The 12,233-nt window shown below is 32.4% G+C and carries 12 protein-coding genes; 5 read left to right on the top strand and 7 right to left on the bottom strand.

All coding sequences use genetic code 11. From position 1 onward, the window contains the following. The first annotated feature begins 87 nt into the window (after positions 1–87). Entirely contained in the window at positions 88–855 is a 768-nt protein-coding gene (locus IUY40_RS01790) for a carboxypeptidase-like regulatory domain-containing protein (protein WP_195735172.1), read from the top strand. A gap of 682 nt (positions 856–1,537) precedes the next feature. Here IUY40_RS01790 and IUY40_RS01785 read toward each other — a convergent pair. Further along, positions 1,538–2,998 (bottom strand): aminoacyl-histidine dipeptidase, encoded by a 1,461-nt coding sequence (locus tag IUY40_RS01785; protein ID WP_195735171.1) that lies wholly within the window; start codon positions 2,996–2,998, stop codon positions 1,538–1,540. Between the two features lie 110 nt (positions 2,999–3,108). Here IUY40_RS01785 and IUY40_RS01780 point away from each other — a divergent pair, with 110 nt between their 5' ends. The 3 genes from IUY40_RS01780 (at position 3,109) to IUY40_RS01770 (ending at position 5,367) form a co-directional block, all read left to right on the top strand. Further along, positions 3,109–4,170: a DUF3810 domain-containing protein gene (locus IUY40_RS01780; protein WP_195735170.1), complete on the top strand. Its 1,062-nt coding sequence runs from the start codon at positions 3,109–3,111 to the stop codon at positions 4,168–4,170. 66 nt (positions 4,171–4,236) lie between these two features. Further along, positions 4,237–4,731 carry a sigma-70 family RNA polymerase sigma factor gene (locus IUY40_RS01775; RefSeq protein ID WP_035623144.1) on the top strand — a complete coding sequence of 165 codons (495 nt, stop codon included), beginning with the start codon at positions 4,237–4,239 and terminating at the stop codon, positions 4,729–4,731. Between the two features lie 6 nt (positions 4,732–4,737). Next, complete coding sequence (locus tag IUY40_RS01770; RefSeq protein ID WP_195735169.1) at positions 4,738–5,367, top strand: hypothetical protein; 630 nt, start codon at positions 4,738–4,740, stop codon at positions 5,365–5,367. A gap of 123 nt (positions 5,368–5,490) precedes the next feature. Here IUY40_RS01770 and IUY40_RS01765 read toward each other — a convergent pair whose 3' ends face one another. Both IUY40_RS01765 and IUY40_RS01760 read right to left on the bottom strand, forming a co-directional pair. Then, positions 5,491–6,300 carry a lysophospholipid acyltransferase family protein gene (locus IUY40_RS01765; protein ID WP_195735168.1) on the bottom strand — a complete coding sequence of 270 codons (810 nt, stop codon included), beginning with the start codon at positions 6,298–6,300 and terminating at the stop codon, positions 5,491–5,493. Between the two features lie 316 nt (positions 6,301–6,616). Continuing rightward, positions 6,617–7,261, bottom strand: coding sequence for a CoA pyrophosphatase (locus tag IUY40_RS01760; protein WP_195735167.1), 645 nt, complete (start codon positions 7,259–7,261; stop codon positions 6,617–6,619). 93 nt (positions 7,262–7,354) lie between these two features. On the opposite strand from IUY40_RS01760, the gene IUY40_RS01755 reads away from it, so the two are divergent. Then, the gene (locus IUY40_RS01755; RefSeq protein ID WP_195735166.1) at positions 7,355–7,789 is read left to right on the top strand and encodes a DUF4268 domain-containing protein; all 435 of its coding nucleotides are present in this window, start codon (positions 7,355–7,357) and stop codon (positions 7,787–7,789) included. Between the two features lie 151 nt (positions 7,790–7,940). Here the strand turns inward: IUY40_RS01755 and IUY40_RS01750 are convergent, their stop codons facing one another. From IUY40_RS01750 to mnmA, 4 genes are read right to left on the bottom strand one after another with little or no spacing between them, the layout of a single operon-like run. Beyond that, on the bottom strand, positions 7,941–8,351 hold the full coding sequence (locus tag IUY40_RS01750; protein ID WP_195735165.1) for a hypothetical protein: 411 nt from the start codon (positions 8,349–8,351) through the stop codon (positions 7,941–7,943). 4 nt (positions 8,352–8,355) lie between these two features. Beyond that, the gene (locus tag IUY40_RS01745; protein WP_195735164.1) at positions 8,356–9,300 is read right to left on the bottom strand and encodes a nitronate monooxygenase; all 945 of its coding nucleotides are present in this window, start codon (positions 9,298–9,300) and stop codon (positions 8,356–8,358) included. Positions 9,301–9,313: 13 nt separating this feature from the next. Continuing rightward, entirely contained in the window at positions 9,314–10,927 is a 1,614-nt protein-coding gene (locus tag IUY40_RS01740; protein ID WP_195735163.1) for a S8 family serine peptidase, read from the bottom strand. Between the two features lie 49 nt (positions 10,928–10,976). Next, positions 10,977–12,164, bottom strand: a complete 1,188-nt coding sequence (mnmA, locus tag IUY40_RS01735; RefSeq protein ID WP_195735162.1) for a tRNA 2-thiouridine(34) synthase MnmA — start codon at positions 12,162–12,164, stop codon at positions 10,977–10,979. Between the last annotated feature and the right edge of the window lie 69 nt (positions 12,165–12,233).

Genomic DNA, 12,233 nt, shown 5'->3' with positions numbered 1-12,233 from the left:
TTCTCTTTGTTAATTTTCTTATAATTATACTAGAAGACTACATAATATTCAATCCTGATTACTACTTTTAGAGTTTTAAATCAGTTTATGAAATACTTTGTAGTCTTCTTTTTTTTAGTACTATCCACAACCGCGTTTTCTCAAGACACAGAGCATCCTCAGCGCGTATCTGGCTATATTGTTAACGACAATACAAAACTTCCTATATCGAGCGTAAATATCATCAATCTTAACAAAGTAAGAGGTGCTACATCTGATACAAAAGGATATTTTGAAATTGATGTTCAACTAAATGACACTTTACACTTCTCTATTTTAGGATTTCAATCCTTAAGAATTCGTGTTACTAATGACTGGATAAAAAATAAAGTCACCAAAATTCAGCTTACCGAAAAGGCAATTGCACTTGAAGAAGTCGTAATAAGACCTTTTAACTTAACCGGATATCTAGAAGTTGATTCTAAACTGATTCCTGCAAAAGAAAACTACCGTTATAGTATTTCCGGATTAACCCAAGGATACGAAGCAGGAGAATACTCTCCTAATGCTTTTGGAAAAGTACTAGGATCTATTTTTAATCCAACTGATGTGCTTTATAATTTTTTTGGAAAAAACCCCAAGGAATTAAGAAAGCTAAAGGAAATGAAAAAAGACGATACTGTTCGTAATCTATTAGAATCAAAATTTGATAGAGAAACTGTAGCCGTATTACTCGGAATAAGCAAAGATGAAATCCCTGAGATTTTAAAGCGTTGCAACTATTCTGATTCTTTTATACAAACTGCAAATGATTTACAAATAATGGACGCCATAAGCGGTTGTTATGAACAATACAAAATACTTAAACGCAATTAATCAATTCAAAATAATAAAAAGGAATCCTCACTACCAAAAATAGCTGAGGATTTTTTTCTTCAACCGCTCTCTCATTCGCAAGCTTCCAAATATGTTTTTTGAACTTTAAATTAGACAAACTCCTTTTACAATGAAAAAACAAGAAGTAAACAAAGCCCTACACTTTATAGATAGTAGCCCATAATACTAATTGCACCTGTATTAGTCATTAGAAACTACTCCTATAAAAAGGCACAAAACACCAAAACAACATCTATTGTTTTTATTTCAAAGAAAGAATCAGATAAAGAAATCAATCATAAATTAAAATAACAGCTTAAAATTCGACTGGCAAAAGACTTCATAGAAGCATACAGACAGCCATTTAAATAATAAATTTTAATTGAGATGCTTTAATAGCTCATTAAGAGTAATCTTCTTAAAATAGTTACTATATTTACTTAATATAATAAGAAATTAACTAAACTAGAATATCATGGCAAAGAGTCAAGACGCTAAAAAAACAGCAAAAAAAGAACCTCTAAAAACTGCAAAAGAAAAGAAAGAGGAAAAGAGAGAAAAGAAAAATAGTCCTAAAAGAGACTAATTTTTAGTAATCTGTTTTTAGTCGCAGTATTCAGTGAAAGTCACAGTTTTCAATCTCAAAGAAGACTGAAAACCGTGACTGAATATTGAAACTTTATTACTTAACTGGAATGTTAGAAAGAATTTCTAAAACAAATTTCCAATATTTCTGAGCAGATGAAACACTTGCTCTTTCGTCTGGCGAATGTGCTCCGTGAATAGTCGGCCCAAAAGAAATCATATCCATATCTGGATAATTTGTCCCAAGAATTCCACACTCCAAACCAGCATGACAAGCCACAACTTTTGGTTTTTCGTTATTTTGTTTTTCGTAGATTCCAACTAAAACATCTAATATTTCAGAATTTACATTTGGAGTCCAACCTGGGTAACTTCCTGAAAGTTCTACCTCACAGCCTACAAGTTCAAATGCTGAACGCAATGAATTAGCTAAATCAAATTTAGATGTTTCAACAGAAGAACGAGTTAAACATCCAACTAATATTTCACCATCTTTTACTATAACACGAGCAATATTATTTGAAGTTTCAACCAAGTCTGCCATATCAGCACTCATTCTGTAAACTCCATTATGAGCTGCGTAAATCGCACGAATAATACCTTCCTGAACTCCTAAATCCATCACTTTTTTAGGTAAATCACATTTCATGATTTCTATCGTAAGATTTGGTTCTGTAGTTTTATACTCCGTTTTAATATCATTAATGATTTCCTGCATATCAAAAATGTATGCTTCGTCAAACATTTCTGAAATGATTACTTTCGCTACACTTTCTCTTGGAATTGCATTCCGTAAACTTCCTCCGTTAATCTCAACTACTTGCAATCCGAAATTTTCGAAAGCATCAAACAACAAACGGTTCATAATTTTATTGGCATTACCCAAACCTTTATGAATATCCATCCCCGAATGACCCCCTTTTAATCCTTTTACAGTAATAATATGTCCAACTGAACCTTCCGGAACATCTTCTTCATTATAGGTTCTTGTAGCCGTTACATCAATTCCTCCTGCGCAACCAATATCAATTTCATCATCTTCTTCAGTATCCAGATTCAATAAAATCTGTCCTTGAAGAATTCCTCCTTTTAAATTTAACGCTCCTGTCATTCCTGTTTCTTCGTCGATTGTAAACAACGCTTCTATCGCTGGATGCGGAATGTCTTTACTTTCTAAAATTGCCATTATTGTTGCAACTCCAAGTCCATTGTCTGCACCAAGTGTCGTTCCACGAGCACGAACCCAATCCCCATCAACATACATGTCTATTCCCTGTGTATCAAAATCAAAAACCGTGTCGGCATTTTTTTGATGTACCATATCCAAGTGTCCTTGTAAAACAATGGCTTTGCGATTTTCCATTCCTGGAGTGGCTGGTTTACGAATAATTACATTACGAATTTCATCCTCAAAAGTTTCTAATCCTAAACTAGTACCGAAGTTTTTCATAAACTCAATAACACGCTCTTCTTTTTTAGATGGACGCGGTACTGCATTTAAATCGGCAAACTTATTCCAAAGTGCTTTTGGTTCTAAATTTCTTATTTCTTGACTCATTTATGTTTTGTTTGAAGTTTAACATTTTACAACTTCAAAGTTACAAAGTTTAAATTCTTTTCCGATACAATTGATATTGTATTTATATTTACCTATCCAAAATTTACACTGTGAAACGAAAATACATTCTTCCCTTATTATTACTATTGCAAATCATCATCTTAAAGATTATTCCGTTTTTTCCTGAATTTATCGAAAAATACTATAGTAACGGATTATACTTAAGAATTGCTTCTTTTTCAAGAATTGTACTCGGATGGATTCCATTTTCTATAGGTGATTGTATATATTCCATTTTGATAGTATTATTTTTAAGATGGCTTTGGACAGAACGAAAATCATGGAAATTGTTATGGAAAGACAATCTCTTGACCTGCCTAAGTTATCTCTCGATATTCTATTTTCTATTTCATTTTCTATGGGCTTTTAATTATTACCGAGAGCCTTTATTTGAAAAAATGAAAATTAAAAAAGATTATTCTGATGCTGATTTAATAGCTTTCACTCAAAAGCTAATCACAAAAACCAACTCCATTCAATCACAAATAGCTAAAAATGATAGCCTCAAAGTTGTATTTCCTTATTCGCAGGAGCAGGTCTTTAAAATGAATTTAAACGGTTATGCTAATCTTGCAGCTGAACATCCTTATTTTACCTATTCACATTTAAGCGTAAAGAAATCTCTTTTTAGCTTACCACTTTCTTATATGGGATTTGGCGGTTATTTAAATCCATTTACTAATGAAGCCCAAGTAAATGGTCTTGGTCCGATGTATAGCTTTCCTATGACCACAAATCACGAAATGGCTCATCAAATGGGTTATGCAAGTGAAAATGAATGCAATTTTATAGGTTTTTTGGCTTCAGTAAAAAACAACAATTTATATATCCAATATTCTGGTTATAGTTTAGCTTTGCGCTATTGTTTAAGACTTTTACAAGTAAAAGATGAGAAATTATTCAATCAAATAATAAAAACTGTTCATCCAGGAATTCTAAAAAACTACAAAGAGAGTCAAGATTTCTGGAAGCAATACGAAACTTTTATTGAAAATGGTTTTCATATTTTTTATGACAACTTTTTAAAAATGAACCAACAAAAAGACGGCATGGAAAGCTATAGTAAATTTGTTGATTTAATGGTGAATTACTACAAGGAGAAAGAACTATAGATCATATATTTTCTTTTTGAAGCAAAAAAATGTAACAAAATCGACCTTATTAAGACTTATACAATTATGAGCGATAATTTAGAACATTCATTTGTTGTGCAATTACAGGCAAACCAGAATATAATCCACAAAATTTGTAGATTATATACTGCTAACCAAGATGCTCATAAGGATTTGTTTCAGGAAATTACCATTCAGTTATGGAAAGCATATCCGAAATTTAGAGGTGACAGCAAATTTTCTACTTGGACCTATCGAGTCGCACTAAACACTGCTATTACATTATATCGAAAAACAAAACGTTCGATAGCAACTGTAGAGTTTGAAAATCACCAACATTTTATAAAAGAAGTTGATTACAACTATGAAGAAGAAGAACAGATTAAGTTAATGTACAAAGCCGTTTACCAACTAAACGACATCGAGAAAGCATTAGTTTTTATGTATCTGGAAGATAAAGATTACCAAGAAATTGCCGAAACTTTGGGGATTAGTGAAGTTAATGCACGAGTGAAAATGAATAGAATTAAAGGGAAACTTAAAAAAATATTAAATCCTTAGAAAAACATGAAAGAGCTGGATTTACTCAAAAAAGATTGGAATAAAACTGCAGATACTTTTCAACAAGTATCCGAGATAGAGATTTATAATATGATTCATAAAAAATCGTCATCGATTGTAAAATGGATCTTAGTTATAAGTCTTCTAGAAATATTATTTTGGACTGCATCGAATTACATAATTAGTATTGATGATTTTTTAAAACAAATTAATCATCCTGAATACATACTATATCTTGAAGTAATAACATACTTTAATTATGTAGTAGTACTAATTTTTGTGTATTTTTTCTACAAAAATTATACTACTATATCGACTACAAAATCGACAAAATTATTAATGAGCAGTATATTAAGAACCCGAAAAACGGTTCAATACTATGTTTGGTATAATTTAGCAATGGTAGTTCTAAGCTCTATTATAAGCTTTTTCATTGCTTTCTCTAGCCCTGAAATGAACTACCTCAAAGAAAAAATTGCGACCAACGGTACAGTAATGCTAATGGTAATATGTATTTTACTTCTAGTTACTCTTATATCCTTAGGTTTAGTATGGTGCTTCTATAGACTTATATACGGCTCACTACTCCGAAGATTGTATGCCAATTATAAAGAACTTAAAAAGATTGATTTATAACCACAATGCCCTAAGCAACTGATATACAATAACTCAAAGACTAACAAATACTTTAAAACTAAAAAGGGAGCTGTAAATTATATTTTACAGCTCCCTTTTTTATGAAAATCATTATCTAGAAAATCAATAATCCCATCTACGCATTTTATTCAATTCTTCTTCTACTTTTAGTTCTTCTGACGGAATAACTTTTAAAAATGAAGGATGCTGTTCGATGGCATATTCTACTTTTTCAACAATTTCATCAATTGTATCATTATCATAATCAATAACAAGCGGTTCTTTGATAATAAATGATTGTAGAATTCCTTTCTTTTTCATTCGTAATCCTTTTTTATCAAAAGAACGTCGGAAACCATCAATTACAATTGGAACAACAATAGGTCTATGCTCCTTAATAATATGCGCTGTCCCTTTACGAACTGGCTTAAATGACTTAGTTGTTCCTTGCGGAAACGTAATCACCCACCCATCATTAAGAGCAATTTTAATGTTTTCGGTATCATTAGGATTTACATCTCTTTTTTCAGCAACATCAACACCTTTAGCTCTCCAAGTACGCTCCACACTTATTGCTCCAACATAAGATAAAATTCTTGGTAGCAGACCTGCTCTCATTGTCTCTTTGGCAGCAACATAGTAAATATTCATCTTAGGTTGCCATAAGTAACCTACATTTTTTATATTATCCTCTCTCCCACTTAAACTTGCATTAAAAACATGAAACATAGCCACAACATCAGCAAAGTATGTCTGGTGATTAGATATAAAAAGAACATTAGTATTTGGTAAACTTCTTATAATTTCTGAGCCATCAATTTGCAATTCGTTAAAACCTCGATAACGTCTATGTGTAATCACTCCAAAAACTCGAATTAACCATTTTTTTATAAATAGTATATGACCAAAAGGATTTCTCTTAAACAATCCCATAAATTTATGTGTTATTTTTAAAATTAGAATGACAAACTTACGAAATTTATTTTTGTAGTTCCTATTAGCTACTACTCTAACCTTACAAACAATAACATTCTGATTATCAGTTGCAATATCACTTTTATTTATTTTTCAAAAACTCTCTTGCTAAATAATCAACCCTAAAAAGGGTTGTAAATTTAACTGATTTAATCTAAAAAAAGGCTCCTTAAAAATTAAATAAAAAAACCTTGTTTAATTATTTGTCAAAACTGTGTAAACGATTCTTCTAAAAACAGTAATGTAAAATTAATAATATCTTTTCTTTAACTAATTAATTTACAAAACTCTCTTTAAGAACCTCTTTTAACTCACTCAAGATCATAGCTGTTGCTCCCCATACGATATGGTTTTCTATTTTAAAAGCCGGAACAGAAATGTTTTCTGCATACGAAGTTGATAAAATCGTTTCAACAACAATTTCATCATCCAAAAAAACGGAAAGTGGCAACTCTATAATATCAGCAACTTCTCTTGGATCTGGTCGGAAATTAATTTCTTCTTTACAAACCCCTAAAAAAGGATGTACTATAAAATTACTTGGCGGAATATAAGTTGGCGTAAATGCTTTTAGAATTTGAATTTTATCAGGTAAAACGCCTACTTCTTCATGTGTTTCACGCAAAGCTGTATAAGCATAACTCTCATCATCATGCTCATATTTACCTCCTGGAAATGCAATTTGCGAAGAATGCACTCCATTATAGGCATTGCGTACGATTAAAGCCAAATGGGTAATGTCGTTTTTTGGATATAACAACATCATAACCGCAGCAACTCTGGGAGAATTAACTTTAATATCTATATTTTTCATGACTTCCATTCGTTCTAATGGAACCATTTTAAAGTGTGCTGCTTCAGCGGGGAGCTTTGCCTCTATTAGATTAGGAACAAAATGCAAAAAATATTGAAAATCCATAATCAAAGTCTATTTTTGTATTCTCAAAATAATATATAAATATACTTTAGAAAATAGTATCTCACAAATTTTCTAGAGTTTAAGCTAATAAAAATGTATAGTAAAGAAGAATCACAGAAAATGAAGAGAGAATTTTGGGTGGCTTTTGCCGAGAAATATCCTCGAAAATGGATACTCTACGATACCAAAATTAAGGATTTCTCTTTTAAATTTTATGTCGATAATAAAAAAGTACAGGTTTTAATAGACATCGAACATCGTAGTGACGACAAACGAAATGCTTACTTTGAAAAACTGGAGGCTTTAAAAAATATTCTAGAAGAAGAATTTATCAAAGATCTCGTTTTTGAAAAAGAATATACTTTAGAAAGTGGCAAAACTATCAGCCGTATTTGGGTAGAAAAACTAGGTATTGGTTTTAGTAATCGTAAATATTGGGATGAAATATTCGACTTTTACTTTGAAAAAATGAATGCTTTGGAGCTATTTTATCTGGAATATGATGAGTTTATCAAAGATATTGAGTAGTTTTTTTTAGATCGTGAGGTTCTGTTACTAAGATTATAAACTTTCTACCTACCGATTCAAAGGTTTCACAAATTGTAGCAATATAATTCCATAAAAAACAACCCCGACAGATTTTAACTTGTCGGGGGTATTTATTTTATTCCTAATCTCTTTAAATAGTAAAAATATTATACACAATGATTCGGTCATTATAGTTTATGTATAATTGCTTTCTGTTATCCTGCTTTTTTCTTGTTATAATCGATAATTTAGTATCGTTTCCTTTTAAATCTTTACAAATAAAAGAATACACAATATCTGTGTCATTTTCTTCTCTGGCTATATAATCTGAAATTTGATATACTTGTATCTCTTGCGAATTAACTACAATTCGGTTTTTATCTGTATCTAAAACAACCAAAATATTAACTAATTCCAGATCCGACCACTTACCCCATTTCCCCCTTTCATTTTTCTCTAAAACGCTATAACCAGAAGCCCCAAACTTATAACTCTGACTATAAGCTTGCTGCAATCCAAGCCCTAAAAAAAACAATACTATATATATTTTTATTTGATTCATTTATTTAAAAATCTAAATTTAATGTTTTCTTACGAGCCCTTTCAAAATCCGAAATCATTTCATGAATAATTTCAGCAGCTGGTTTAATATCATGAATAAGTCCTGCTATTTGTCCGATTTCTAATTCTCCTTCTTCCAAATCTCCTTCAAACATACCGCGTTTTGCTCTTGCTCTTCCTAAAAGCTCGACAAGTTCCTCTTTTGTTGGACATTTTTCATACAATGCCTGAACATCTTGATAAAATTTATTCTTAATTAATCGTACTGGAGCCAATTCTTTCAATGTCAGCTGCGTATCCCCTTCTTTTACATTAACAATAGTTTGTTTAAAATTATCATGTGCAGAAGATTCTGTTGAGGCTGCAAAACGACTGCCCACCTGAACTCCATCTGCACCTAAAACCATTGCTGCAAGCATTCCTTTTCCTGTTGCAATTCCTCCTGCTGCAATAAGCGGAATGGTAATTTTTTCACGAACCATCGGAATCAGTGTGAAAGTGGTTGTTTCGTCACGACCATTATGCCCCCCTGCTTCAAAACCTTCAGCTACAATAGCATCTACACCCGCTTCTTGAGCTTTTAAAGCAAAAACAGTACTACTCACCACATGTACAACCGTAATCCCTTTTTCTTTCAAGAATAATGTCCACGTTTTAGGGTTTCCTGCCGATGTAAATACAATTCTCACTCCTTCATCAACAATGATCTTCATAATCTCTTCGATATTAGGATATAGCATTGGTACATTGACTCCAAAAGGCTTTGAAGTTGCTTTTTTACATTTCTGAATGTGTTCTCGTAATACTTCTGGGTACATCGAGCCTGCTCCTATTATTCCTAAACCTCCAGCATTACTTACTGCGCTTGCGAGTTTGTAGCCACTATTCCAAATCATTCCTGCTTGAATTATTGGATACTTTATATTAAAAAGGGTTGTTATTTTATTCATGTACTACTGCCAATTATTGTTTTATGATTTTCCCTGTTTTGTACAGGTTATTCGCCTCTAAAGTATAAAAATAAATCCCAGAATGTAACGATTGTAACGAAACTATCGAACTCTGATTGGTAATTTGTCTTTCAACTACCTTTTGTCCAAGCAAAGAATACACTGTTAGAAAGGCTTCATTACTATCTTTTGATAAAGTAAAATATATATCCGAATTTGTTGGATTAGGATATACTAAAAAATCTAATTTCTCAATCGAATCAACATTTAAAGCGGTATTCAATGCCAGACTGAAATTGGGAATCCCATAACCGTATTGAGGATTTGGGGATTCATATCTATCTGATGATTGTAAAACCAATTGTCGAATCTCCTGATTTGTTTTATTTGGGAAAGCCTGCCATAAACAAGCAATTGCTCCAGCCATTATTGGACATGAAAAAGACGTTCCATTTATAGTACTAATATTCCCCGAAACATCTGATATTACCGCTGCTGTTCCTTGCGCCATAACATCTGGTTTGATCCTTTGATCATAACTAGGTCCAATAGAACTAAAAGAAGATAACGATTTGGTAGCCGTAACTGATCCTACAGTAATTACAGACACCGCATCAGCAGGTCCCCCAATATGTTTTTCAGAAGTATTTCCTTCATTACCTGCAGATGCAACCACAATCATTCCTCTGCTAAAAGCTATTTCTGCTCCTCGCGAAATATAATTAGTTGTACCATTCATATCGTTATAACTGTGGCTATAATTTGGATTATCATAACCAAAATATCCCAAAGAAGTAGTAATAATATCCGCTCCTAGCCTATCTGCCTCTTCTGCAGCTTCAACCCAAAGCGATTCTTCAACAGGATTCTCTGAAGTATCATCTTCAGTAATAAACAAATAATAGGAAGCATCGGGAGCAGTACCAACTAAAGCATTTTCTTTATACCCTCCCATAGTCGATAAAACCTCGGTACCATGAGAAACGCCTGCGTAAAAATCCGAATTTCTTAAAACGTAATTATATCCACCTAAAATTTTATTATTATCCCTTAAACGCTGAAAAGTACTTGCTGTATTAACACCTGGGAAACCAGCATCGAGAACGGCAATTATTTTGTCTGAACCTGTATAATTTTGTTGGTGTAGAATTTGCCCATTAAGCATTTGGATCTGATTTGCCGAATTACCATAGGCATAATTCACGGCTGTTTGTAGTTTTTTATCTGTTGCTTTTACCTTATCCGAAGCTGTTTTTTTTCCCGTAAGGTTCAATGATTTATTTGCAAAATCAACTTTAGAAACGAATGAGAATAGTTTGAGAGCATTAATATCCGCTTGTGTTCCCCGAATATGAAGTGTATTTAACCATTTGGATTGTGCCATAACCGTTATTCCTGTACTTACTTTTATCTGGTTAACATAAGCCGTTTCAATCGGAATATCTTTAAAATCCAAAGCAATATTCTGATTGATTCTTCTATCCAAAGCTCTTTGCGAAAGCATCAATAGCGGATTGTCATAATAGGCTTGAGAATTGGGTTTGGCATTAAAATAAACCCATGCTTCTTCTTGCGAGAATGCCGCAGATGAAACCAATAAAAGAAGAAATAGGATATATCTTTTCATAGGCTACTTTTTGGGTTAAGGTAAAAACCTTCCGTAAAAAAGTACTAATCTAAGAAATTACTCCCGAACCAACTAATTCATTATCTAAATACCAAGCTGCAAATTGTCCTTCAGTTATAGCCGATTGTGGCTCATCGAAATGAATGTACATTCCGCCTTCAAATTGATGTAAGGTTGCTTTTTGCAATGGCTGACGGTAACGAATTCTTGCCATTACTTCCATTTGTTCTCCATTTTTTAAAGCCAAATCGGTACGAATCCAGTGTACTTCTGATTTTTCTATAAATAATGCTTTTTTAAACAAACCTGGATGCTGACTCGTTAAACCGGTATAAATTGTATTTGTTTCTACATCGGTTGCTATGATAAATAATGGATCTGTTGTTCCACCTACATTAAGTCCTTTCCGTTGTCCAATAGTAAAATAATGTGCCCCTTGATGTTTTCCAACTACTTTACCCATTATTGGAGTATAAGGTAGTCTTTGTGATTCAAATTCTAATTCTTTTTCAAGTGATAAATCCCCTAATTTTTCTGAATTGTATATTGGATCATTTTTGTCTATTTGTACAATTAAACCATCTTTTGGTTGCAATTTTTGTTGTAAAAACTCTGGCAAACGTACTTTTCCGATGAAACATAATCCTTGTGAATCTTTCTTTTCAGCAGTAACCAAATCCATTTCGGCTGCAATTTCGCGCACTTCTGGTTTTGTTAATCCTCCTATAGGAAACAATGATTTAGACAATTGCTCTTGCGACAATTGACATAAAAAGTAAGATTGATCTTTATTAGTATCGGCTCCGGCAATAAGTTGGTATACTTTTTCGCCATTTACCTCGATTTCTGCTTTTTGACAATAATGCCCCGTTGCTACATAATCAGCTCCAAGACTTAATGCAATTTTCATGAAAACATCAAACTTAATCTCACGATTACACAACACATCTGGGTTTGGTGTACGCCCTTTTTCATATTCATTGAACATATAGTCAACGATTTTTTCTTTATATTCTTCGCTTAAATCAACAGTTTGAAAAGGGATTCCAAGTTTTTCGGCTACCAATAATGCATCATTACTATCTTCTAACCAAGGGCATTCGTTAGAAATAGTAACTGAATCATCATGCCAGTTCTTCATAAAAAGACCAATAACCTCATATCCTTGTTGTTGCAACAAATAAGCGGCAACACTTGAATCAACACCTCCAGAAAGCCCTACTACAACACGTTTCATATATTCGGAATCTAAAAAAAATTATTTTGCAAAGTTAATCCTTAATTGCAGATAATAACCATTGTTTTC

This window comes from Flavobacterium sp. ALJ2, from assembly GCF_015594725.1.
Lineage (GTDB): Bacteria > Bacteroidota > Bacteroidia > Flavobacteriales > Flavobacteriaceae > Flavobacterium.
The sequence above is the reverse complement of the archived record's forward strand: the minus strand, read 5'-3'. Positions and strand labels throughout refer to the sequence as shown.

Bases quoted from the DNA above. Each gene is read 5' to 3' on its own strand.
- IUY40_RS01790 (WP_195735172.1), top strand. From the start codon at position 88: ATGAAATACTTTGTAGTCTTCTTTTTTTTAGTACTATCCACAACCGCG.
- IUY40_RS01785 (WP_195735171.1), bottom strand. From the start codon at position 2,998: ATGAGTCAAGAAATAAGAAATTTAGAACCAAAAGCACTTTGGAATAAG.
- IUY40_RS01775 (WP_035623144.1), top strand. From the start codon at position 4,237: ATGAGCGATAATTTAGAACATTCATTTGTTGTGCAATTACAGGCAAAC.
- IUY40_RS01770 (WP_195735169.1), top strand. From the start codon at position 4,738: ATGAAAGAGCTGGATTTACTCAAAAAAGATTGGAATAAAACTGCAGAT.
- IUY40_RS01765 (WP_195735168.1), bottom strand. From the start codon at position 6,300: ATGGGATTGTTTAAGAGAAATCCTTTTGGTCATATACTATTTATAAAA.
- IUY40_RS01760 (WP_195735167.1), bottom strand. From the start codon at position 7,261: ATGGATTTTCAATATTTTTTGCATTTTGTTCCTAATCTAATAGAGGCA.
- IUY40_RS01755 (WP_195735166.1), top strand. From the start codon at position 7,355: ATGTATAGTAAAGAAGAATCACAGAAAATGAAGAGAGAATTTTGGGTG.
- IUY40_RS01750 (WP_195735165.1), bottom strand. From the start codon at position 8,351: ATGAATCAAATAAAAATATATATAGTATTGTTTTTTTTAGGGCTTGGA.
- IUY40_RS01745 (WP_195735164.1), bottom strand. From the start codon at position 9,300: ATGAATAAAATAACAACCCTTTTTAATATAAAGTATCCAATAATTCAA.
- IUY40_RS01740 (WP_195735163.1), bottom strand. From the start codon at position 10,927: ATGAAAAGATATATCCTATTTCTTCTTTTATTGGTTTCATCTGCGGCA.
- mnmA (WP_195735162.1), bottom strand. From the start codon at position 12,164: ATGAAACGTGTTGTAGTAGGGCTTTCTGGAGGTGTTGATTCAAGTGTT.